Origin of the sequence: Pseudomonas hydrolytica (genome assembly GCF_021495345.1) — a bacterium.
Taxonomy (GTDB): domain Bacteria; phylum Pseudomonadota; class Gammaproteobacteria; order Pseudomonadales; family Pseudomonadaceae; genus Aquipseudomonas; species Aquipseudomonas hydrolytica.
This window is the reverse complement of sequence record NZ_CP099397.1, coordinates 2,701,679-2,725,062: the sequence shown is the minus strand read 5'-3', so window position 1 is coordinate 2,725,062 and position 23,384 is coordinate 2,701,679. Positions and strand designations below refer to the sequence as shown.

Below are 23,384 nucleotides of genomic sequence, written 5' to 3'. Positions count from 1 at the left end.
CAGGCCTCGTTAGGCAAAAGCCGGAATCTGCCGTTGTAAAAAAGGCATGAGGCAGATTTTGCCTCAGATTCGCCATGGAGAGGAAAGTTGCACCTTCGGATAATGGAGGCCTGTCAAAGCGAGGATCGAACCGTGGACAACAAGCTCAAGCGTGGCTCGCTGGAAATGATCGCCGCGATGCTGATTTCCGGCACCATCGGCTGGTTCGTGCTGGCCTCCGGCCAGGCGGTGGTGGACGTGGTGTTCTGGCGCTGCCTGATCGGCGGCGCCGCATTGTTGCTGGTCTGCGCCGTGCTCGGCCTGCTGCGCGCCGAGCTGCTGGGGCGACGGGTATTGCTGCTGGCGGTGCTCAGCGGTGTGGCCATTGTCGGCAACTGGCTGCTGCTGTTCGCCTCCTACGCGCAGGCATCCATCGCCGTCAGTACCGTGGTGTACAACGTCCAGCCGTTCATGCTGGTGGGGCTGGCGGCGCTGTTTCTCGGCGAGCGCATCACCTGGCTCAAGCTCGGTTGGCTGGCGCTGGCCTTCATCGGCATGCTGGCCATCGTCGGTGCCCATGGTCGTGGTGCGGTGGCTGGCGGCAACTATTTACTGGGCATCGCCCTGGCGCTGGGGGCGGCGCTGCTCTATGCGGTCGCGGCGTTGATCGTCAAACGTCTCAGCGCTACGCCGCCGCATCTGATCGCGCTGATTCAACTGCTGACCGGTGTGCTGATGCTGGCGCCCCTGGCTGGGCATCAGCTGCCGCAGGGCGAGGCGGCCTGGGCCAGCCTGATGACCCTGGGCGTGGTGCATACCGGGCTGATGTACATGCTGCTCTACGGCGCCATCCAGAAACTGCCGACGGCGCTGACCGGCGCACTGTCGTTCATCTACCCGGTGGCGGCGATCTTCGTCGACTGGCTGGCCTTCGATCACTGGCTCAGCCCGCTGCAATGGCTCGGCGTGGCGGCCATCCTGCTGGCCGCGGCGGGCATGCAGCAGGGCTGGCGCTTTGGCCTGCGGGCGCGGCCTACCGTCAGGGCCTGACGCCCTGTTCGCGCAGACGCTTGTACAGCGTATTACGGCTCAGGCCGAGGTGGCGGGCCAGGTAGGAAATGTTGCCGCCGCAGGCCTGGTACTGGCTGGCCAGGTCGCAGGCGTCGATCTCGGCCGGGGCTTGCTCAGGGGCGTCCGTTGGCAGGTCGAGAAAGAAATCGTCCGGCAGGTGTTCGGCACGGATAGGTTGCTCATCGGCCATCACCAGGGCCACGCGCAGCACGCTGCTTAGCTGGCGCAGATTGCCCGGCCAGGGGTGGCGCTCGAACAGCTCCACGACCTCGCGGCTGAGCCCCGCCCACTGCCTGGGTTCGCGATGTTGCTCCCATAGCCGCTGGAACAGCGCCTGCTTGTCGCTGCGCTCGCGCAGCGGTGGCAGCTCCAGGTTCAGGCCGCTGATTCGGTAGTAGAGGTCGGCGCGGAACTGGCCGCTGTCGACGTCCTGGCGCAGTGGACGGTTGGTGGCGGAGACCAGGCGTACGTCCACCGGATGCAGCTCGCTGCTGCCCAGTGGCTGCACGCAGCGCTCCTGTAGCACGCGCAGCAGACGCGCCTGCACCCGCAGCGGCATGTCGCCGATCTCGTCGAGAAACAGCGTGCCCTTGTGCGCCTTGCGGATCAGCCCGATATGGCCCTTCTGGCTGGCGCCGGTAAAGGCGCCTTTTTCGTAGCCGAACAGCTCCGACTCCACCAGCTCTGCCGGAATGGCGGCGCAGTTGACCGCGATGAAGGGCTGATCGGCGCGCGAACTGGCGCGGTGCAGAGCCTTGACGAAGACCTCCTTGCCGGCGCCGGTTTCACCCTGCACCAGGATTGGGATGTCCTTTTCCAGCAACCGCTCGGCCAGGCGGATGGCCTTGTCCATCCGCGCGTCACCCAGGCTCAGCGCACGCAGCGGCGGCTCCTCGGGTACGGGCGCAGGGCCCTGCGGACGGAAATCGCGGGCCTGTATCGGCGCCGGCCGGGCAGGGCGGCGCACCCGCGCGTGAAAGCGAAAATGGCCGCTGGTGCGCAGGCTAAACGGCTGGCCGTCCGGCTGGTTGAGCAGTTGCTGCAGTGGCACGTCGAACAACTGCTCGATGGTGCCGTAGGTCAGCGACTGGCCAAGCAGGTTGTCGGCGCGGCGGTTGGCCGAGACCACATGGCCGCGTTCGTCGAACACCACCAGGCCGGCCCAGGGGCTGTCGAGGTTGTCCAGGCTGGTGTTGAAGCTGAGCAGGTGATACTGGTCGGCGAACAGCTTGAGGATCAGGCGATTCTCCACCGACTGGCTCATCATCTTGACCATGCCGAGGGTGTGCGCCGGCGGCAGGTAGCTGTCGCTGGACACGTCGAGCACGGCGATCATGCGCCTTTGCTCGTCGAAGATCGGCGAGGCTGAACCGGTCATGAAACGGTTGGCCTTGAGGAAGTGCTCGTCGTGCTGGATATGCACGGCCTGGCCGCAACTGAGCGCGGTGCCGATGGCGTTGGTGCCGGTGTAGCGCTCCAGCCAGCTGGCCCCGGCGACGAAGCCGGCGGCCTGGCGCGGCTCGATGAAACGCTGGTCGCCCCAGGATTGCAGCAGCCGACCCTGCTCGTCGGCGAGCATGATCAGGCAGTTGGAGTTGGCGAGGATGGTGCCGTAGTAGGGCAGCACTTCCTGATGGGTGGTCTGCACCAGCGCCTGGCGGCTTTCCAGCAGGGCCGAGAGTTCGCCGGGGGCCGGCGGGTCGAAGCGCGGCGTGCTCTGGTGGGTCAGGCCGTAGTCACGACAACGCGACCAGGACTCCTGGATGATGGTGTCGTGTGCCGGGGCACGGGCAGCTTCTGTCATGGTGCGATCTCTTCTTGTCGGTTCGCGATCTGTGTCGCGATTGGTCCAGTCTCGTTCATGACTGTTCAATGTCAACGAACGAATTGTTCAGTTGTTCACATCTGACTGTTCAAAAGTGTTCAGTCGAACATCGCCAGGCAACCCGATCTCGCGCTTTTTCTCTTGAATATCAGTTGGATATTCCGATTTCCGGCGGTCTGGCACGCTTGTCGCTGTAGGTGTTCGAAACCGAATGGCACGACAAGAAAAAGGACAGGCCATGTCGCTCAAGCTCGAACACGTCACCCGTATCGTCGATGGCCAGGTGCATATCGACGATGCCTGCCTGAGTTTCGAACCCGGGTCCTTCAACGTTCTGCTCGGCCGCACTCTGGCCGGCAAGACCAGCCTGATGCGCCTGATGGCCGGGCTGGACCGGCCCAGCAGCGGCCGCGTGCTGATGAACGGCGCCGATGTCACCGGCGTGCCGGTGCGTCAGCGCAATGTGTCGATGGTCTATCAGCAGTTCATCAATTACCCGACCCTGACGGTGTTCGAGAACATCGCCTCGCCGCTGCGTCAGGCTGGTGTGGCCAAGGAGCTGATCGTCGAGAAGGTCGAGGCCACCGCGCGCATGCTGCGCATCGACAAGCTGCTGTCGCGCTACCCGCTGGAGCTGTCAGGCGGCCAGCAGCAGCGCACGGCCATGGCCCGAGCGCTGGTCAAGGACGCGTCCCTGATCCTCTTCGACGAGCCCCTGGTCAACCTCGACTACAAGCTGCGCGAGGAGCTGCGTCAGGAAATGCGCGAGCTGTTCCAGGCGCGCCACACCATCGCCATCTACGCCACCACCGAGCCCAACGAGGCGCTGGCCCTCGGTGGCACCACCACCATCCTCCACGAAGGGCGGGTGGTGCAGAGCGGCAAGACCGCCGAGGTCTACCACCGCCCGCAGCAGGTGCTGGCCGCCGAGCTGTTCTCGGAACCTGCGATCAACCTGATGCCGGGGCGCATCAGTGGCACCGAGGTGAGCTTCGCCGATTGCGTGCACTTTCCGCTCAACCCCGATCTGCGTGGCATTGCCGAGGGCGAGTACCGCTTTGGCGTGCGCCCCAGCCATATCGGCCTGGTGCCGTCCAACGACGATGATCTGGAACTGGCTGTGACCGTCGAGCTGGCCGAGATCAGCGGCTCGGAAACCTTCCTCCACGTGCGCAACGAGCAGTTTGTGCTGGTGCTGCACCTGCCGGGCGTGCACGAGTACGCGGTGGATACGCCGATCCTGATCTACATCCCTACCCACAAGCTGTTCGTCTTCGCTGCCGATGGGCAATTGGTGCAGGCGCCCAGTCGCCGTCAGGGGAGGGCTGCCTGATGGCCGAGATTCGTCTGCATAACCTGGCGCACAGCTACAGCGGCACGCCGAAAGCGCCGGAAGACTACGCGATTCGCGAGATGAACCACGTCTGGCAGCAGGGCGGCGCCTATGCGCTGCTGGGACCTTCGGGCTGCGGCAAGTCGACGTTGCTCAACATCATCTCCGGTCTGCTCAGCCCGTCGCAGGGCGAGGTGCAGTTCGACGGCAAGGCGGTCAACACGCTGTCGCCGCAGCAGCGCAATATCGCCCAGGTTTTCCAGTTCCCGGTGGTCTACGACACCATGACGGTGTTCGACAACCTGGCCTTCCCACTGCGCAACCAGGGCATGGACGAAGCGCGGGTGATGAGCAAGGTGCACGAGATCGCCGAGGTGCTGGAGCTGCATCCGCTGCTGCACAAGAAGGCGCGCAACCTCACCGCCGACGAGAAGCAGAAGGTCTCCATGGGCCGTGGCCTGGTGCGCGACGATGTGTCGGCGATTCTCTTCGATGAGCCGCTGACGGTGATCGACCCGCATCTGAAGTGGAAGCTGCGGCGCAAGCTCAAGCAGATTCACGAGCAGTTCAATATCACCATGGTCTACGTCACCCACGATCAGCTGGAGGCTTCCACCTTCGCCGACAAGATCGCGGTGATGTACGGCGGGCAGATCGTCCAGTTCGGCACGCCGCGCGAGCTGTTCGAGCGCCCCGGGCACACCTTCGTCGGCTACTTCATTGGCAGCCCCGGCATGAACCTGATCGAGGTGCAGCGCTGCGAGGGCGGGGTGCGGTTCGCCGGCACGGTCCTGCCGCTGTCCGACGCGCTCAACCAGCGCCTCGCCGAACTGGACGGCAAGCGCCTGCAGGCGGGCATTCGTCCCGAGTTCGTGCACATCTGGGACGGCGCCTATGAAGACGCGCTGTGCGCCCGCGTGCTGCATGTCGAGGACCTCGGCACCTACAAGATCCTCACCTTCGACCTCGACGGTCAGGTGCTCAAGGCGCGCCTGCAGGAAGATCAGCCGGTGCCGCGCGAGCAGGTCTACCTGAGCTTCCCGGCGCAGTGGCTGATGCTCTATGCCGACGACTACCTGGTGGAGGTGGCGCCATGAAGGTGCAGAACAACAAGGCCTGGTGGCTGGTGCTGCCGGTGTTCCTGCTGGTGGCGTTCAGCGCCATCGTGCCGATGATGACGGTGGTCAACTACTCGGTGCAGGACATCTTCGACCCCTCCACGCGCTACTTCGTCGGCGTCGACTGGTACAAGCAGGTGCTGCAGGACCCGCGTCTGCACGACTCGCTGCTGCGTCAGTTCATCTTCTCCGCCTGCGTGCTGCTGATCGAGATTCCGTTAGGCATCGCCATCGCCCTGTGCATGCCGACACGCGGGCGCTGGGCGTCGCTGTGCCTGATCCTGATGGCCATTCCGCTGCTGATCCCGTGGAACGTGGTCGGCACCATCTGGCAGATCTTCGGCCGCGCCGACATCGGCCTGATGGGCTGGACGCTGAACAAGCTGGGCATCAGCTACAACTACGCCTCCAACACCATGGACGCCTGGGTGACGGTGCTGATCATGGACGTCTGGCACTGGACCTCGCTGGTGGCGCTGCTGTGCTATTCCGGGCTGCGCGCCATTCCCGACGTCTATTACCAGGCGGCGCGCATCGACCGTGCGTCGAACTGGGCGGTGTTCCGCCATATCCAGCTGCCCAAGCTGAAAAGCGTGCTGCTGATCGCGGTGATGCTGCGCTTCATGGACAGTTTCATGATCTACACCGAGCCGTTCGTGCTCACCGGCGGCGGGCCGGGCAACGCCACCACCTTCCTCAGCCAGACCCTGACGCAAATGGCCATCGGCCAGTTCGATCTGGGCCCGGCCGCGGCGTTCTCGCTGGTGTACTTCCTGATCATCCTGCTGGTGTCCTGGCTGTTCTACACCGCCATGACCCACGACGACAAAACCCGCTGAGGCCGACCATGATGCTGCGCAAACGTCTGGCACTGCTGATCTACTTCCTGTTTCTGCTGGTGCCGATCTACTGGCTGCTGAACATGTCGTTCAAGAGCAACACCGAGATTCTCGGGGGGCTCAGCCTGTGGCCGCAGAACTTCACCCTGGACAACTACCGGGTGATCTTCACCGACCGCAGCTGGTACGAGGGCTACCTCAATTCGCTGTATTACGTCAGCCTCAACACCCTGATCTCGCTCAGCGTGGCGTTGCCGGCGGCCTATGCCTTCTCGCGCTATCGTTTTCTCGGCGACAAGCACCTGTTCTTCTGGCTGCTGACCAACCGCATGGCGCCGCCGGCTGTGTTCCTGCTGCCGTTCTTCCAGCTCTATTCGTCCATCGGCCTGTTCGACACCCATATCGCCGTGGCGCTGGCGCACTGCCTGTTCAACGTGCCGCTGGCGGTGTGGATTCTCGAGGGCTTCATGTCCAGCGTGCCGAAGGAAATCGACGAGACGGCCTATATCGACGGTTACAGCTTCCCGAAATTCTTCGTGAAGATATTCATCCCGCTGATCCGCTCCGGCATCGGCGTCACGGCCTTCTTCTGCTTCATGTTTTCCTGGGTCGAGCTGCTGCTGGCGCGCACCCTGACCTCGGTGGACGCCAAGCCCATCGCCGCAGTGATGACCCGTACCGTGTCCGCCTCGGGCATCGACTGGGGCGTGCTGGCCGCTGCCGGGGTGCTGACCATCATCCCGGGGATGCTGGTGATCTGGTTCGTTCGCAACCATGTGGCCAAGGGCTTCGCCCTCGGTCGCGTGTAAGGGAGGTTCGTCATGAGCTGGATGGCCTGGACTCTACCGACCGCGCTGTTCTTCGCCGGCATCGCCGTGCTGCTGGCCGGCATGACGCTGGTCGAGCTGCGCTGGCCGTGCGTCGAGCGCAAGGGTTTTCTGCCGATCACCACCACCCGGGGTGATCGGTTGTTCATCGGTCTGCTCGGCGGCGCCTACCTGCACCTGCTGGTGATAGGCGTGACCGACTGGAGCGTGTGGATAGCCTCGCTGCTATCGCTGTTGTGGTTGTGCGCAGTCATGCGCTGGGGCTGAGCCGGGCTGCCGCCGGTATGCCTCTCCCCAAATCCTGAGATGGAGGTCTCTATGTTCGACAATAACAACAAGACCCGACATAGCATGGCGTTGGCCGCCTTGCTGGCGTTGTCCGGTTTGAGCGGTGCGGCCTGGGCGGATGCCTATGAAGAGGCCGCGAAGAAATGGATCGCCGAGGAGTTCAACCCCTCGACCCTGACGCCCGAGCAGCAGCTCGAAGAGCTGAAATGGTTCATCAAGGCCGCCGAGCCGTTTCGCGGCATGAACATCAGCGTGGTGTCGGAAACCATCACCACCCACGAGTACGAGTCCAAGGTGCTGGCCAAGGCGTTCAGCGAGATCACCGGGATCAAGCTCAAGCACGACCTGCTGCAGGAAGGCGATGTGGTCGAGAAGCTGCAGACGCAGATGCAGTCGGACAAGAACATCTACGACGGCTGGGTCAACGACTCCGACCTGATCGGCACCCACGCGCGTTACGGCAAGGCGGTGGCGATCAGCGACATGATCGAGGGCGAGGCCAAGGACTTCACTTCACCGACCCTGGATCTCGAGGACTTCATCGGTCTGTCCTTCACCACCGGGCCGGACGGCAAGCTCTATCAGCTGCCCGACCAGCAGTTCGCCAACCTCTACTGGTTCCGCGCCGACTGGTTCGAGCGCCCGGAGCTGAAAGCCAAGTTCAAGGAAATCTACGGCTACGAACTGGGCGTACCGGTCAACTGGTCGGCCTATGAGGACATCGCCGAGTTCTTCTCGGTGCACGTCAAGGAAATCGACGGTCAGCGCGTCTACGGCCACATGGACTACGGCAAGAAGGACCCGTCGCTGGGCTGGCGCTTCACCGACGCCTGGTTTTCCATGGCCGGTGGCGGCGACAAGGGCCTGCCAAACGGGTTGCCGGTAGACGAGTGGGGCATTCGCGTCGACGGCTGCCGGCCGGTGGGTTCCAGCGTTGCCCGCGGCGGCGACACCAACGGTCCGGCGGCGGTGTTCGCGACGCAGAAATACGTCGACTGGATGCGCCAGTACGCACCGCGTGAGGCCCAGGGCATGACCTTCTCCGAGGCGGGCCCGGTGCCGGCGCAGGGTGCCATCGCCCAGCAGATCTTCTGGTATACCGCCTTTACCGCCGACATGACCAAGCCGGGCCTGCCGGTGGTCAACGAGGACGGCACGCCGAAATGGCGTATGGCGCCGTCGCCGAAAGGGCCGTACTGGGAGGAGGGCATGAAGCTCGGATATCAGGATGCCGGTTCCTGGACCTTCCTCAAGTCCACCCCGGAGAAGCAGCGCCTGGCTGCCTGGCTCTATGCGCAGTTCGTCACTTCCAAGACCGTGTCGCTGAAGAAGACCCTGGTCGGCCTGACGCCGATCCGCGAGTCGGACATCAACTCCCAGGCCATGACCGACGCCGCACCCAAGCTCGGCGGGCTGGTGGAGTTCTACCGCAGCCCGGCCCGCGTGCAGTGGACGCCAACCGGTACCAACGTGCCGGATTATCCGCGTCTGGCCCAGCTGTGGTGGCAGTTCATCGCCGAGGCCGCCAGTGGCGACAAGACCCCGCAACAGGCGCTCGATGGCCTGGCCGCAGCGCAAGACACCATGCTCGGTCGTCTGGAGCGCTCCGGTGTGCTAGGTGAGTGCGGGCCGAAGCTGAACGAGCCGCGGGATCCGCAGTACTGGTTCGATCAGCCCGGTGCGCCCAAGCCCAAGCTGGAGAACGAGAAGCCGCAGGGCGAAACCATCGCCTACGACGAGCTGCTCAAGTCTTGGGAGCAGGCGCGCAACTGATCGCTACGGCAGAAACGACAACGGCACCCTCGGGTGCCGTTGTTCGTTGTGCAGCGCTGCTTATTTATGCAGGTGTTCGGCTGCGTGCAGGGTGTTTTCCAGCAGGCCTGCGCGGGTCATCGGGCCGACGCCGCCCGGCACCGGGGTGATCCAGCCGGCGCGGGGCAGGGCGGTCTCGTAAACCACGTCGCCGACCAGCTTGCCGTCTTCCTGGCGGTTGATGCCGACGTCGATGACGATGGCGCCTTCCTTGATCCACTCGCCCTTGACCAGGCCCGGCTTGCCGGCCGCGACCACGACGATGTCGGCCTGGCCGACATGGCCCGCCAGATCCTTGGTGAAGCGGTGGGTGACGGTCACGGTGCAGCCGGCCAGCAGCAGCTCCATGGCCATCGGCCGGCCGACGATATTGGAGGCGCCCACGACTACGGCATGCATGCCGTACAGGTCGGCGCCGGTGCTTTCCAGCAGGGTCATGATGCCCTTCGGCGTGCACGGGCGCAGCAGCGGCATGCGCTGGGCCAGGCGGCCGATGTTGTAGGGGTGGAAGCCGTCCACATCTTTATCCGGACGGATGCGCTCGAGCAGCAGGGAGGAGTCCAGATGCTCGGGCAGCGGCAGCTGCACCAGGATGCCGTCGATGGTCGGGTCTTCGTTGAGCTCGTCGATCAAGGCGAGCAGATCGGCCTGGCTGGTCTCGGCCGGCAGGTCGTAGGCGCGGGAGAGGAAGCCGACTTCTTCGCAATCCTTGCGTTTATGTGACACATAGACCTGGGAGGCGGGATCGGTACCGACCAGGATTACGGCCAGGCCTGGCGCACGAAGGCCTTGCTGGCGGCGTTCGGCGACACGTTGGGCAATCTGCTGGCGGAGGCTGGCGGCGATCGCCTTGCCGTCGATCAGTTGTGCGGTCATTGCGCTGGTTAACCATTAATAAGGATGAAAAAAGGACGCGCATTCTCGCATGGGCGCTCACTTGGGCAAAGGCGCCTGCCGTCGATTTCGCGTAACTCCTTTATATCGCTGAACTTTTTTGAAAATTTCTGTTGACGGGGTTGGGGGGCGTCTATAACATTCGCCCCGCTTCTCAGGAACAGCCACTCGCTGGGTGAGACGGCAAGAGTCAAGCCCTCGTGGCAAGGTTCAAGTCGAAAGCTTGTAAGTCTGCACTAGCGGATGGATAAGCGCCCGTAGCTCAGCTGGATAGAGCATCCGCCTTCTAAGCGGATGGTCGCAGGTTCGAGTCCTGCCGGGTGCGCCATTTGGCGGTCAGGCAATTTGAGTAAGCAATGCAATATGGTGGGCGTAGCTCAGTTGGTAGAGCACAGGATTGTGGCTCCTGGTGTCGTGGGTTCGATTCCCATCGTCCACCCCATATTCCAGAACGCCAGGCCCAAAGCCTGGCGTTTTTGTTTTAAGCTTCAAACCACGCGGACGTGGTGAAATTGGTAGACACACCAGATTTAGGTTCTGGCGCCGCAAGGTGTGAGAGTTCGAGTCTCTCCGTCCGCACCATCTTACAAAACCCTCCCGATTGCCGCCTGCTTCTAGGGTGACTTCTTCATATCGACCCTCTAGAATGCATGCCCTTGATTCGGGGCCGGTTCGAGCCGGCTTATGTCTGTGCAACGAGGAATATCCATGCAAGTTTCTGTTGAAAGCACTTCTGCTCTTGAGCGCCGCATGACCGTCGGCGTCCCCGTCGAGCGCATCGAGACCGAAGTCAACAAGCGTCTGCAACAGACTGCCCGTCGTGCCAAGGTCCCTGGCTTCCGTCCTGGCAAGGTGCCGATGAGCGTTATCCGTCAGCGTTACGAAGACGCTGCTCGTCAGGAAGCGCTGGGCGACCTGATCCAGGCTACCTTCTACGAAGCCGTGGTCGAGCAGAAGCTGAACCCGGCCGGTGCCCCGGCTGTCGAGCCGAAGTCCTTCGAAAAGGGCAAGGACCTGGAATACGTCGCCACTTTCGAAGTCTTCCCCGAGTTCGAAGTCACCGGCTTCGACTCCATCGCCATCGAGCGCCTGCAGGCTGACGTGGCCGACAGCGACGTCGACAACATGCTCGACATCCTGCGCAAGCAGAACACCCGTTTCGAAGCTGTCGAGCGTGCTGCCGAGAACGGCGATCAGCTGAACATCGATTTCGTCGGCAAGATCGACGGCGAAGCCTTCGCTGGCGGCAGCGCCAAGGGTACCCAGCTGGTGCTGGGCTCCGGCCGCATGATCCCGGGCTTCGAAGATGCCCTGGTCGGCGTCAAGGCCGGTGAAGAGCGCGTGATCAACCCGACCTTCCCCGAGGACTATCAGAACCTCGACCTGGCCGGCAAGACCGCCGAGTTCACCGTTACCGTGAACAGCGTTTCCGCGCCGCAACTGCCTGAGCTGAACGACGAGTTCTTCGCCCTGTTCGGCATCAAGGAAGGCGGTCTGGAAGGTTTCCGCGCCGAAGTTCGCAAGAACATGGAGCGCGAACTGCGCCAGGCCATCAAGTCCAAGGTGAAGAACCAGGTAATGGACGGCCTGCTGGCTGCCAACCCGGTCGAAGTGCCGAAGGCGCTGATCGGCAACGAAGTGAACCGTCTGCGCGTGCAGGCCGTTCAGCAGTTCGGCGGCAACATCAAGCCTGACCAGCTGCCGGCCGAGCTGTTCGAAGAGCAGGCCAAGCGTCGCGTGGTGCTGGGTCTGATCGTCGCCGAGGTGGTCAAGCAGTTCGATCTGAAGCCTGACGAAGCCCGCGTGCGTGAGCTGATCGAAGAAATGGCTTCGGCTTATCAGGAGCCCGAGCAGGTTGTGGCCTGGTACTACAAGAACGACCAGCAGATGAACGAAGTGCGTTCGGTTGTACTGGAAGAGCAAGTTGTAGATACTGTTCTGCAGAAGGCCAACGTGACCGATAAAGCGGTCTCCTACGAAGACGCAGTCAAGCCGGCGGAAGCCCCGAAAGCCGACTGATCTCGTAACCTCGTTCGAGTACACCACCATAAGCCAGCCTCAGTGCTGGCTTATGCGTATTTGAGACATGACTATTAGGGAGTGAGCGCAAGACATGTCCCGCAATCCTTTTATGCAAAACATGCCTGAAATCCAGGCCGCTGGCGGCCTGGTGCCGATGGTCATCGAGCAGTCCGCTCGTGGCGAGCGTGCCTACGACATCTACTCGCGCCTGCTCAAGGAGCGCGTGATTTTCCTGGTCGGCCAGGTCGAGGACTACATGGCCAACCTGATCTGCGCCCAGTTGCTGTTTCTGGAGGCAGAAAACCCGGACAAGGACATTCACCTGTACATCAACTCACCAGGTGGCTCGGTGACCGCCGGCATGGCGATCTACGACACCATGCAGTTCATCAAGGCAGACGTGTCCACCACCTGCATCGGTCAGGCCTGCAGCATGGGTGCCTTCCTGCTGGCCGGTGGGGCCAAGGGCAAGCGCTTCTGCCTGCCGAACTCGCGCGTGATGATTCACCAGCCGCTGGGTGGCTTCCAGGGCCAAGCCTCGGATATCGAGATCCATGCCAAGGAAATTCTCTTCATTCGTGAGCGTCTGAACGAACTGCTGGCCCATCACACCGGTCAGAGCCTGGAAACCATCGAGCGCGACACCAACCGCGACAATTTCATGAGCGCTCCACGCGCCGTGGAGTACGGCATCGTCGATGCCGTTCACGAAAAGCGTCAAATGCCGGTGTAGATGAGGTTCCGGCTGCGGGCATTGTGCATCGGCGCGTCCGTCGCCCTTGAAAATGCCCGCATTTGCCTTCATCTTGTGTTGCAAGCCTACCGTATTGGATTGATCGAATGACTGATACACGTAACGGTGAGGACAACGGCAAACTGCTTTATTGCTCCTTCTGCGGCAAAAGCCAGCACGAAGTGCGCAAGTTGATCGCCGGTCCTTCCGTCTTCATCTGCGACGAATGCGTCGACCTGTGCAATGACATCATCCGCGAGGAGGTGCAGGAAGCCCAGGCCGAGAGCAGCGCGCACAAACTCCCGGCACCCAAGGAAATCAGCGCGATCCTCGATCAATATGTGATCGGTCAGGAACGCGCTAAAAAGGTGCTTTCGGTAGCGGTGTACAACCACTACAAACGTCTCAACCAGCGCGACAAGAAAGACGATGTCGAACTGGGCAAGAGCAATATTCTGCTGATCGGTCCTACGGGGTCGGGCAAGACACTGCTGGCCGAAACGCTGGCGCGCCTGCTCAACGTGCCGTTCACCATCGCCGACGCCACCACCCTGACCGAGGCCGGTTACGTGGGTGAGGACGTCGAGAACATCATTCAAAAGCTGTTGCAGAAGTGCGACTACGATGTCGAGAAGGCCCAGATGGGCATCGTGTACATCGACGAAATCGACAAGATCTCGCGCAAGTCGGACAACCCGTCCATCACCCGTGACGTGTCGGGCGAGGGCGTGCAGCAGGCGCTGCTCAAGCTGATCGAGGGTACGGTAGCCTCGGTTCCGCCGCAGGGCGGGCGCAAGCATCCGCAGCAGGAGTTCCTGCAGGTCGATACGCGCAACATCCTGTTCATCTGTGGCGGCGCGTTCGCCGGCCTGGAGAAGGTTATCCAGGCTCGCTCCACCAAGGGCGGCATCGGCTTCGGTGCGGAAGTGCGCAGCAAGCAGGAAGGCAAGAAGATCGGCGAGTCCCTGCGTGAGGTCGAGCCGGACGATCTGGTCAAGTTCGGTTTGATTCCCGAGTTCGTCGGTCGTCTGCCGGTCATCGCGACCCTGGAGGAGCTGGACGAAGCGGCTCTGGTGCAGATCCTGACCGAGCCTAAGAACGCGCTGACCAAGCAGTACGCCAAGCTCTTCGAGATGGAAGGCGTCGACCTGGAGTTCCGCTCCGATGCGCTGAAGTCCGTTGCGCAGAGGGCGCTGGAGCGCAAGACCGGGGCCCGCGGCCTGCGTTCGATCCTCGAAGGCATCCTGCTCGATACCATGTACGAGATCCCGTCCCAGCAGGACGTGAGCAAGGTGGTGATCGACGAGAGCGTCATCGACGGTTCCTCCAAGCCGCTGCTGATCTACGAGAACAGCGAGCCTCAGGCCAAGGCCGCGCCAGACGCGTAGAAGCTGTTACACGGTGCAAAGAAGGGGCCCTATGGGCCCCTTCGCTTTTCTGGACATTGCGCTTGTTTTTTACGGGAGCTACCCCCATCTTAAAAGCCAAGGGTAATCCCGCCTGTTCACGGCCTCATGGCCGCCGCTGAGCCGAAATCATGAAGACAACCATCGAATTGCCTCTCCTGCCGTTGCGCGATGTTGTGGTCTATCCGCACATGGTCATCCCGCTTTTCGTCGGGCGTGAGAAATCCATCGAGGCCCTCGAGGCAGCGATGACGGGCGACAAGCAGATTCTGCTGGTGGCCCAGAAGAACCCGGCCGTCGACGATCCGGATGACCAGGATCTGTATCGCGTGGGTACCGTTGCCACCGTTCTGCAACTGCTCAAGCTGCCCGACGGCACCGTGAAAGTGCTGGTCGAAGGTGAGCAGCGTGGCGCCATCGAGCGTTTCATCGAACTCGATGATCATTGCCGGGCCGAAGTCCAGCTGATCGAGGAGGGGGATACTGCCGAGCGCGAGTCGGAGGTATTCACCCGCAGTCTGCTGAGCCAATTCGAGCAGTACGTGCAACTGGGCAAGAAGGTGCCGGCCGAGGTGCTGTCGTCGCTCAACAGCATCGACGAGCCCAGCCGCCTGGTCGACACCATGGCGGCGCACATGGCGCTGAAGATCGAGCAGAAGCAGGAAATCCTCGAGATCACCTCGCTGTCCGCTCGTGTCGAGCATGTACTGGCGCTGCTGGATGCCGAGATCGACCTGCTGCAGGTGGAAAAGCGCATCCGTGGCCGCGTGAAGAAGCAGATGGAGCGCAGCCAGCGCGAGTACTACCTGAATGAGCAGATGAAGGCCATTCAGAAGGAACTGGGCGATATCGACGAAGGCCACAACGAGATCGACGAGCTGAAGAAGCGCATCGACAACGCCGGCCTGACCAAGGAGGCGCTGACCAAGGCCAATGCCGAGCTGAACAAGCTCAAGCAGATGTCGCCAATGTCCGCCGAAGCTACCGTCGTGCGCTCCTACATCGATTGGCTGGTCAATGTGCCGTGGAAGGCCGAGAGCAAGGTGCGCCTGGATCTGGCGCGCGCAGAGAGCATTCTCGATGCCGACCATTACGGCCTGGAAGAGGTCAAGGAGCGCATCCTCGAGTATCTCGCCGTGCAGAAACGGGTGAAGAAACTCAAGGGGCCTGTGCTGTGCCTGGTTGGCCCGCCCGGCGTGGGCAAGACCTCGCTGGCCGAGTCCATCGCCGCCGCGACTAATCGCAAGTTCGTGCGCATGGCCCTCGGTGGCGTGCGCGATGAGGCCGAGATTCGCGGCCACCGCCGTACCTATATCGGCTCCATGCCGGGTCGTCTGATCCAGAAGATGACCAAGGTCGGCGTGCGCAACCCGCTGTTTTTGCTCGACGAGATCGACAAGATGGGGCAGGACATGCGCGGCGACCCTGCGTCCGCGCTGCTTGAGGTGCTCGATCCGGAGCAGAACCACAACTTCAACGATCACTATCTGGAAGTCGACTACGACCTCTCGGATGTGATGTTCCTCTGCACCGCCAACTCGATGAACATCCCCGGCCCGCTGCTGGACCGCATGGAGGTCATTCGTCTGCCGGGCTACACCGAGGACGAAAAGGTCAACATCGCCATCAAGTACCTGGCGCCCAAGCAGATCAAGGCCAATGGCCTGAAGAAGGGCGAGCTTGAATTCGAAGAGGCGGCCATCCGCGACATCATCCGCTACTACACCCGCGAGGCGGGCGTGCGCAGTCTGGAGCGGCAAATTGCCAAGGTCTGCCGCAAGGCGGTCAAGGAACATGCCAGCGAGAAGCGCTTCCAGGTGCGGGTGACGGCCGATTCGCTGGAGCACTTCCTCGGCGTGCGCAAGCACCGCTATGGCCTGGCCGAGCAGCAGGATCAGATCGGCCAGGTGACCGGGCTGGCCTGGACTCAGGTCGGTGGTGAGTTGCTGACCATCGAGACCGCCGTGGTGCCGGGCAAGGGCAATCTGATCAAGACCGGTTCGCTGGGTGACGTGATGGCGGAGTCCATGACCGCCGCCATGACCGTGGTGCGCAGCCGTGCCAAGAGTCTGGGAATCCCTGCAGATTTCAACGAAAAGCGCGACGTTCACATCCACATGCCCGAAGGTGCTACGCCCAAGGATGGCCCGAGTGCAGGCATTGGCCTGTGCACGGCACTGGTCTCGGCGCTGACGCAGATTCCGGTGCGTGCCGATGTCGCCATGACCGGTGAGATCACCCTGCGAGGTCAGGTGCTGGCCATTGGCGGTCTCAAGGAAAAACTTCTGGCTGCACATCGCGGTGGGATCAAGACGGTGATCATTCCCGAAGAAAATGTGCGTGATCTGAAAGAAATTCCGGAAAATATTAAGCAAGACCTGCAGATTAAACCGGTTAAATGGATTGACGAGGTCCTGCAAATTGCGCTGCAATACGCCCCGGAGCCCTTGCCCGATGCGGCTCCCGAGATGGTTGCAACGGATGACAAGCGCGAGTCTGATTCCAAGGAGCGAATCAGCACGCATTAGCCGGGGGGCTTCCTTGACACAATTTTTGAGCCCTTGTTATAAAGCGGCTTTTATTGTGTCGGCAGGCCATCCAGCACCCGCTTTGCTTACACTAAAAATCAAGAAACAAACTCAACAGAAATAAGGGGACTTAGAGTGAACAAGTCGGAACTGATCGATGCTATCGCTGCATCTGCTGATATCCCGAAAGCTGTTGCTGGCCGCGCGCTGGATGCAGTGATTGAATCCGTCACTGGCGCTCTGAAGGCTGGTGATTCCGTCGTACTGGTTGGCTTCGGCACCTTCGCTGTCAAAGAGCGTGCTGCTCGCACTGGCCGCAACCCGCAGACCGGCAAGCCGATCAGCATCGCTGCTGCCAAGATCCCGGGCTTCAAAGCTGGCAAGGCTCTGAAAGACGCCGTCAACTAAGCGTCTTCCGGGTTTGCCTCGCCGCCGGACTCTGTCTGGCGGCTGTTAGGAGGCAGAGCAGGGAGTCGGAGACTTTTCTGCACTGACCGCTTAACGCGTTACGAGAAGGCGCATCCAAGGATGCGCCTTTCTTCTATCTGGACATTACCCACACTGCGCGGCTGGTGACTTTGTACAGTCGTTCTGGGGGAAGCATGCTGCAAAACATCAGGGACAATTCACGCGGTTGGATTGCCAAAATCATCATCGGCCTCATCGTGATGCTGATGGCCTTCACCGGTTTCGAAGCCATCGTCACGGGTACCAGCAACCGCAACAATGCGGCTGACGTGAACGGTGACACCATTACCCTCAATGAGCTCAACCAGGCCGTCGAGATGCAGCGCCGTCAGCTGCTGCAGCAGCTGGGCCGCGATTTCGATGCCTCGCTGCTCGACGACAAACTGCTGCGCGAGGCTTCGCTCAAGGGTCTTATCGAGCGCAAACTGCTGCTGCAGGCGGCGGGCGACGCGCATTTCGCCTTCTCGCAAGGCTCGCTGGATCAGGTGATCCTGCAAACCCCCGAATTCCAGGTAGATGGCCGCTTCGATGCTGCACGCTTCGATCAGGTCATCCGCCAGATGGGCTACACCCGCCTGCAGTTCCGCCAGATGCTGGAAGAGGAAATGCTGATCGGCCAGCTGCGTGCCGGTATCGGTGCCAGCAGCTTCGTCACCGAGCAGGACGCACGCGCGTTCGCCAATCTGGAGCGTCAGACCCGCGACTTCGCCAGCGTCACCATCAAGGCCGATCCGGCTGCCGTGGAACTGGCGGACAGCGACGTGCAGGCCTACTACGACGAGCATGCCAGCGAATTCATGAGCCCCGAGCAGGTGGTGCTGGAATACGTCGAGCTGCACAAGGACAGCTTCTTCGATCAGATCGAAGTCAGCGACGATGATCTGCAGCCGCTCTACGAGAGCGAGATCGCCAATCTGGCAGAGCAGCGTCAGGCGGCGCACATCCTGATCGAGGGTGACGACGCCGCGGCGCGCACCAAGATCGAGGAAATCAAGGCGCGCGTCGATGCAGGCGAGGATTTCGCGGCACTGGCCAAGGAGTTTTCCGAGGATCCGGGCTCGGCTGCCGATGGCGGTGATCTGGGTTATGCCGGCCCTGGCGTCTACGATCCGGCGTTCGAAGAGGCGCTCTATGCGCTGCAAACGGGCCAGGTTTCCGAGCCCGTACGCAGCGACTTTGGCTGGCACCTGATCAAGCTGCTCGGCGTGCAGGCGCCCGAGGTGCCGAGCTTCGACAGCCTCAAGGACAAGCTGGCTCGCGATTTCAAGGCGCAGCAGGTCGAGCAGCGTTTCGTCGAAGCAACCAAGCAGCTGGAAGACGCCGCGTTCGAAGCTTCCGATCTGGCTCAGCCGGCTCAGGAGCTGGGGCTCGAACTGAAGGTCAGCGAGGCGTTCGGTCGCGAGGGCGGTGCCACGGGCATCACTGCCAATCGTCAGGTGCTGCAGGCTGCCTTCAGTCCTGAAGTACTGGAGGACGGTACCAACAGTTCCACCATCGAACTGGACCCGAGCACCGTCGTGGTGGTGCGCGCCAAGGAGCACCGCAAGCCCGAGCAGCTGCCGCTCGAGCAGGTGGCCGAGAGCATTCGCGCTCACCTGTTGCAGGAGCGTGCCAGCGCCGCCGCCAAGGCGGAGGGCGAGAAGCTGCTGGCTGCGGCCCGGGCTGGCGAGTCGGAGGGGGCGAACTGGCAGGTGCAGGAAGCGGCCACCCGTAGTCAGGATGGCGTGGAGCCCAAGGTTTTGCAGGCGCTGTTCCGCATGTCCAAGCCGACCACTGCAGGCGAGCCGAGCTACGCCGGCGTGACGCTGAACAATGGCGATTACGTCGTGCTGCGCCTCGATGGCGTGAACGCGCCCGATGAAGCGCTGACCAGCGAAGAGCTGGCAATGTATCGCAACTTCCTGGCATCGCGCGCCGGTCAGCAGGACTTCGCTGCGCTACGCAAGCAGCTGGAAGCCAAGGCCGACATCGAGCGTTTCTGATCGTCGTCCGCTGCGAAAAAAGCCCCGCCTGGTGCGGGGCTTTTCTTTTGCGGGTCATAACAGCCATTCGATGGGCAGCCACGATAGCAGGCGCACGCCCAGACGCTTGAGCAGGCCTGTGCCGGGGTCGCTGTCGAATCGGCGCAGCTCGCCATCCTGGCGCTGCAGCCAGTAGATCCGGCCGTTTTCGTCCAGGCCCAGCTCATAGGCATTGGCCGGGATATCGCCTTCGAATGCCTGACCAATGGCTGCGGCCAGTGCCGGGCTTTCGATGAGGAAGCCCATCTCCGTGTTGAGGCTGGCGGAGCGTGGGTCGAAGTTGAATGAGCCGATGAAGACCCGCTGGCCATCGAGCGCGAAGGTCTTGGCATGCAGGCTCGAGCCGGAGCTGCCAAACGGCCCGGCCCTTTCCCGATGGCCGTCGTCCTCCGCTCCCAGACGCATTTCATAGAGTTTGACGCCGCCTTCCAGCAGTGCGCGACGGCGTTTGGCGTAGCCGGCATGGACGGGCGTCACGTCCGTTGCTTCCAGTGCATTGGTGAGAATGCGCACTTCGACGCCGCGTTGAACCAGGCCGGTGAAGATATCGACGCCGGTTTGCGTGGGGACGAAGTAGGGGGAGACGAGGTCGACCCGCGATTCGGGGATGTCGAGCATCTCGCCCAGGTGGCTGATCAACAGCTGGCCGTCACTGGCCGTGCCGAGACCCTTGGCGGGATCGTCACTGACCAGCGTGGTCTCGCTCCATTCGAAGCTCAGGCGCTTGTCCAGCAAGCGTTGGATGAACTCGCTTTCCTGCAGGGCCTTCACGTAACCGCTGGCTGCAGGTGAGTCGGACAGGTCGGCCGCGAGATCATGCAGGCGCAGCGGGGTGTTCCGCCTGCGAGGCACGATCAGCTCCAGCGGATAGCTCGAATCGCTGGCCCAGTAGCGATCGAAATCGGCGGAGGTGTCGGCCACCACCGGGCCGATGGCCAGAACGTCGAGGTCGGCGAAGAGCACGCCTTCGCTGGCCTCGAAGTATTCGTCGCCGATATTGCGCCCGCCGATAATGGTGGCCTGGTTGTCCACGGTGAAGGACTTGTTGTGCATGCGCCGGTTGGCGCGGGGGAAATGGGTCAGATAACCCAGCACCTTGGCCTGGCGCAGGGAGAAGGGATTGAACAGGCGCACCTCGATGTTGGGGTGGTGGTCGAGCGTGCTCAGGATCTGATCGAGCCCGGCGATACCGTTGTCGTCCAGCAACAGGCGGACACGAACGCCTCGTTCGGCCGCTCTGAGCAGGGCATCGAGCAATAGGGTGCCGGTGATGTCGTCGCGCCAGATGTAGTACTGCACATCGATGCTACGCTCGGCTGCTTCGACCATGAGCATGCGCGCGGCGAAGGCATCTCGGGCAGCCGCCAGCGTCAGGATGCCGGACAGCCCGGGATGAGCGTCTCGCTCGCTGCCCAGAGCCTGTCCCAGCGTTGTATCGGCCGTTTCTTCCTGGGTGAAGGCCTGACTCTCGGTACGGCCATCCAGTGGCGGCAGGGCGCAGCCGAGCACCAGGCCGCATAGCGCGCAGATCAGGCAGGCTCGCCATTTGTTTGTCGGGGTCATTCACCCATCTCGGTTCCAGGCTTCCCAGCTAGGACAACGCCAAGGTTGAAGCGTGCCGAGTAGTGCTGGCGTTTCGATTCGGTTTGAATGCTGACAAACGCCAGAAACGACAACGCCGCACTTGCTGAGCAAAGTGCGGCGTTGTGGGTTCAGGCACGGCTGGGCCGTGCATGGGGAGCAGCGGAACCGGGCATCGCTCTACGATGCCCGGCGACCTTCTCAGTCTTCCATGGCGCCCATGGCGGTGGTGTTGAAGCCACCGTCGACGTACATGATCTCGCCGCTGATGCCCGAGGCCAGGTCGGAGCAGAGGAAGGCACCGGCGTTGCCGACTTCCTCGATGGTGACGTTGCGGCGCAGCGGGGTCTGCTTCTCGTTGGCGGCCAGCATCTTGCGGAAACTGGCGATGCCGCTGGCAGCCAGGGTACGGATCGGGCCGGCGGAAATGGCGTTGACGCGAGTGCCTTCCGGGCCGAGGCTGCCGGCCAGGTAGCGCACGCCAGCTTCCAGGCTGGCCTTGGCCATGCCCATCACGTTGTAGTTCGGCATGGTGCGCTCGGCGCCCAGGTAGGAGAGGGTGAGCAGGCTGCCGTTGCGGCCCTTCATCATCTCGCGACCGGCCTTGGCCAGGGCGACGAAGCTGTAGGCGCTGATGTCGTGGGCGATCTTGAAGCCTTCACGGGTGGTCACTTCGGTGAAGTCGCCATTGAGCTGGTCGCCCGGGGCGAAGCCGACCGAGTGGACGATGCAGTCCAGACCGTCCCACTTCTTGCTCAGCGCTTCGAACACCGCGGCGATTTCCTCGTCGCTGGCCACATCGCAGGGGAAGCACAGGTCGGCGCTGGAGCCCCAGCCGGCGGCGAACTCTTCGACGCGGCCCTTGAGCTTCTCGTTCTGGTAGGTGAAAGCCAGCTCGGCACCTTCGCGGTGCATGGCGGCGGCGATACCCGAGGCGATGGACAGTTTGCTGGCAACGCCAACGATGAGTACGCGCTTACCGGTTAGAAAACCCATTGTGCTATTCCTCTTCCTGTTTCAAGGATCAGTGAGCCGTTGCCGGGGCCATGAAAGCGGCTTCCAGCAACTGCTGCGTATAAGGGTGTTGCGGTGCGCTGAAGATCGACTCGGCAGACCCCTGTTCCACTACCTGGCCCTGCTTGACCACCATCAACTGGTGGCTCAGCGCTCTGACTACCGCCAGGTCATGGCTGATAAACAGATAGGTCAGGTTGTACTTGGCCTGCAAGCCGCGCAACAACTCCACCACCTGGCGCTGAACCGTGCGGTCGAGCGCCGAGGTGGGCTCGTCCAGCAGAATCAGCGCCGGTTTCAACACCAGTGCCCGGGCAATGGCAATCCGCTGCCGTTGCCCGCCGGAAAACTCGTGGGGGTAGCGATGCCGCGTCTGCGGGTCCAGCCCTACCTCCAAAAGCGCGTCGATGATCGCCTGTTCCTGCTCTGCCTCGCTGCCCATGCGGTGAATGCGCAGGCCTTCTCCGACGATCTGGGCCACCGACATGCGTGGGCTCAGGCTACCGAAGGGGTCCTGGAACACCACCTGCATCTGTCGCCGCAGGGGACGTACCTCATGCTGGCTCATGCCCTGCAGCTGCTGGCCCTGAAAGCGGATGTCACCGCGGCTGGCGAGCAACCGCAGAATGGCCATGCCCAGGGTGGACTTACCGGAACCGCTTTCACCCACGATGCCCAGGGTTTGGCCCTGGGGCAGGCTGAAGTTGATGCCGTCCACTGCCTTGACATGATCCACCGTCCGGCGCAGCAGCCCCTTCTTGATCGGGAACCACACGCGCAGGTCGTCCACTTCCAGTATCGGCTGGCCCACGGGGTTGGCCGCGGGATCGCCGCTGGGCTCGGCGCCGAGCAGTTCCCGGGTATAGGGATGCTCTGGAGCCTGGAACAATTGTTCACACGACGCCTGTTCGACGATGCGACCGCGCTGCATGACACATACGCGATGGGCAATTCTCCGTACCAGGTTGAGATCGTGGCTGATCAGCAGCAAGGACATTCCCAGGCGCGCCTGCAGATCCTTGAGCAGTTCGAGGATTTTCAGCTGCACGGTGACGTCCAGCGCGGTGGTGGGCTCGTCGGCGATCAGCAGCTCGGGCTCGTTGGCCAGGGCCATGGCGATCATCACCCGCTGCCGCTGGCCGCCGGAAAGTTCGTGCGGGTAGGCCTTCAGGCGTTTCTTCGGTTCGGGAATGCCCACCAGTTCCAGCAGCTCCAGGGTACGTGCGCTGGCGGCCTTGCCGCGCAACCCTTTGTGCAGGGCGAGCACCTCGTTGATCTGCTTCTCGATGCAGTGCAGCGGGTTGAGCGAGGTCATCGGCTCCTGAAAGACCATGGCGATGCGGTTGCCACGGATGCCGCGCAGGCGGCCCTCGCCGAGCTTGAGCAGATCCTGCCCGGCGTACTCGATGCTGCCGGCCGGATGCCGCGCCAGCGGGTAGGGCAAAAGGCGCAGGATGGAGTGCGCCGTGACCGACTTGCCCGAGCCACTCTCGCCAACCAGGGCCAGGGTCTCGCCTTTATGGATGTCGAAGCTGACGCCTTCGACCACGCGCTGGCACTGTTCGCCCATGACGAACTCGACGGCCAGGTCGCGTACTTGCAGCAGGGTTTCGTTCTGGCTCATG

At 62.5% G+C, this 23,384-nt stretch carries 18 protein-coding genes and 3 tRNA genes; 16 read left to right on the top strand and 5 right to left on the bottom strand.

Translation table 11 applies throughout. From position 1 onward, the window contains the following. Window positions 1–132: 132 nt before the first annotated feature. Window positions 133–1,029 carry a DMT family transporter gene (locus tag L1F06_RS12585; RefSeq protein WP_129482396.1) on the top strand — a complete coding sequence of 299 codons (897 nt, stop codon included), beginning with the start codon at window positions 133–135 and terminating at the stop codon, window positions 1,027–1,029. Here L1F06_RS12585 and L1F06_RS12580 read toward each other — a convergent pair. Further along, entirely contained in the window at window positions 1,019–2,854 is a 1,836-nt protein-coding gene (locus L1F06_RS12580; protein ID WP_129482397.1) for a sigma-54-dependent Fis family transcriptional regulator, read from the bottom strand. The two genes, L1F06_RS12585 and L1F06_RS12580, sit on opposite strands and share 11 nt — an antisense overlap. A 259-nt stretch (window positions 2,855–3,113) precedes the next feature. Here L1F06_RS12580 and L1F06_RS12575 point away from each other — a divergent pair, with 259 nt between their 5' ends. Genes L1F06_RS12575 through L1F06_RS12550 form a run of 6 tightly spaced genes read left to right on the top strand, consistent with a single transcriptional unit; the run spans window position 3,114 to window position 9,053 of the window. After that, the gene (locus L1F06_RS12575; protein WP_003239928.1) at window positions 3,114–4,208 is read left to right on the top strand and encodes an ABC transporter ATP-binding protein; all 1,095 of its coding nucleotides are present in this window, start codon (window positions 3,114–3,116) and stop codon (window positions 4,206–4,208) included. Beyond that, window positions 4,208–5,305, top strand: coding sequence for an ABC transporter ATP-binding protein (locus tag L1F06_RS12570; protein WP_129482398.1), 1,098 nt, complete (start codon window positions 4,208–4,210; stop codon window positions 5,303–5,305). Before L1F06_RS12575 ends, L1F06_RS12570 begins: the two co-directional genes overlap by 1 nt. After that, window positions 5,302–6,165, top strand: coding sequence for a carbohydrate ABC transporter permease (locus L1F06_RS12565; RefSeq protein ID WP_003239931.1), 864 nt, complete (start codon window positions 5,302–5,304; stop codon window positions 6,163–6,165). The genes L1F06_RS12570 and L1F06_RS12565 overlap by 4 nt, the downstream gene beginning before the upstream one ends. Before the next feature lie 8 nt (window positions 6,166–6,173). Next, a complete protein-coding gene (locus tag L1F06_RS12560; protein ID WP_003239933.1) occupies window positions 6,174–6,974 on the top strand; it encodes a carbohydrate ABC transporter permease in 801 nt (266 codons plus the stop codon). A gap of 12 nt (window positions 6,975–6,986) precedes the next feature. Then, on the top strand, window positions 6,987–7,259 hold the full coding sequence (locus tag L1F06_RS12555; RefSeq protein WP_129482399.1) for a DUF2160 domain-containing protein: 273 nt from the start codon (window positions 6,987–6,989) through the stop codon (window positions 7,257–7,259). A 51-nt stretch (window positions 7,260–7,310) separates the two neighbouring features. Then, window positions 7,311–9,053 (top strand): ABC transporter substrate-binding protein, encoded by a 1,743-nt coding sequence (locus L1F06_RS12550; protein ID WP_096826380.1) that lies wholly within the window; start codon window positions 7,311–7,313, stop codon window positions 9,051–9,053. A gap of 60 nt (window positions 9,054–9,113) precedes the next feature. Here L1F06_RS12550 and folD read toward each other — a convergent pair whose 3' ends face one another. Continuing rightward, on the bottom strand, window positions 9,114–9,968 hold the full coding sequence (folD, locus tag L1F06_RS12545) for a bifunctional methylenetetrahydrofolate dehydrogenase/methenyltetrahydrofolate cyclohydrolase FolD (RefSeq protein WP_003239941.1): 855 nt from the start codon (window positions 9,966–9,968) through the stop codon (window positions 9,114–9,116). 269 nt (window positions 9,969–10,237) lie between these two features. Here folD and L1F06_RS12540 point away from each other — a divergent pair. The 9 genes from L1F06_RS12540 to L1F06_RS12500 all read left to right on the top strand — a co-directional run bounded on the left by L1F06_RS12540 (window position 10,238) and on the right by L1F06_RS12500 (window position 19,125). After that, window positions 10,238–10,314: transfer RNA gene (locus tag L1F06_RS12540), tRNA-Arg, on the top strand. Between the two features lie 38 nt (window positions 10,315–10,352). Next, window positions 10,353–10,428, top strand: a tRNA-His gene (locus tag L1F06_RS12535). Window positions 10,429–10,483: 55 nt separating this feature from the next. After that, window positions 10,484–10,568: transfer RNA gene (locus L1F06_RS12530), tRNA-Leu, on the top strand. 126 nt (window positions 10,569–10,694) lie between these two features. Further along, a complete protein-coding gene (gene tig, locus L1F06_RS12525; protein ID WP_129482400.1) occupies window positions 10,695–12,005 on the top strand; it encodes a trigger factor in 1,311 nt (436 codons plus the stop codon). A 94-nt stretch (window positions 12,006–12,099) separates the two neighbouring features. Continuing rightward, on the top strand, window positions 12,100–12,741 hold the full coding sequence (clpP, locus tag L1F06_RS12520) for an ATP-dependent Clp endopeptidase proteolytic subunit ClpP (RefSeq protein WP_012018482.1): 642 nt from the start codon (window positions 12,100–12,102) through the stop codon (window positions 12,739–12,741). Window positions 12,742–12,848: 107 nt separating this feature from the next. Next, complete coding sequence (clpX, locus tag L1F06_RS12515; RefSeq protein WP_003239947.1) at window positions 12,849–14,129, top strand: ATP-dependent Clp protease ATP-binding subunit ClpX; 1,281 nt, start codon at window positions 12,849–12,851, stop codon at window positions 14,127–14,129. Window positions 14,130–14,278: 149 nt separating this feature from the next. Then, complete coding sequence (gene lon, locus L1F06_RS12510; RefSeq protein WP_129482401.1) at window positions 14,279–16,675, top strand: endopeptidase La; 2,397 nt, start codon at window positions 14,279–14,281, stop codon at window positions 16,673–16,675. Between the two features lie 135 nt (window positions 16,676–16,810). Then, window positions 16,811–17,083 (top strand): nucleoid-associated protein HU-beta, encoded by a 273-nt coding sequence (gene hupB / locus L1F06_RS12505; protein ID WP_003239952.1) that lies wholly within the window; start codon window positions 16,811–16,813, stop codon window positions 17,081–17,083. Window positions 17,084–17,277: 194 nt separating this feature from the next. Further along, window positions 17,278–19,125 carry a SurA N-terminal domain-containing protein gene (locus tag L1F06_RS12500; RefSeq protein WP_129482402.1) on the top strand — a complete coding sequence of 616 codons (1,848 nt, stop codon included), beginning with the start codon at window positions 17,278–17,280 and terminating at the stop codon, window positions 19,123–19,125. A gap of 54 nt (window positions 19,126–19,179) precedes the next feature. Here the strand turns inward: L1F06_RS12500 and L1F06_RS12495 are convergent, their stop codons facing one another. From L1F06_RS12495 to L1F06_RS12485, 3 genes are all read right to left on the bottom strand, one after another. After that, window positions 19,180–20,727, bottom strand: coding sequence for a phospholipase D family protein (locus tag L1F06_RS12495; RefSeq protein ID WP_129482403.1), 1,548 nt, complete (start codon window positions 20,725–20,727; stop codon window positions 19,180–19,182). A gap of 219 nt (window positions 20,728–20,946) precedes the next feature. Then, window positions 20,947–21,741 (bottom strand): enoyl-ACP reductase FabI, encoded by a 795-nt coding sequence (fabI, locus tag L1F06_RS12490; RefSeq protein WP_024308006.1) that lies wholly within the window; start codon window positions 21,739–21,741, stop codon window positions 20,947–20,949. 28 nt (window positions 21,742–21,769) lie between these two features. Then, window positions 21,770–23,383 (bottom strand): ABC transporter ATP-binding protein, encoded by a 1,614-nt coding sequence (locus L1F06_RS12485; RefSeq protein WP_012018486.1) that lies wholly within the window; start codon window positions 23,381–23,383, stop codon window positions 21,770–21,772. Window position 23,384 lies beyond the last annotated feature (1 nt).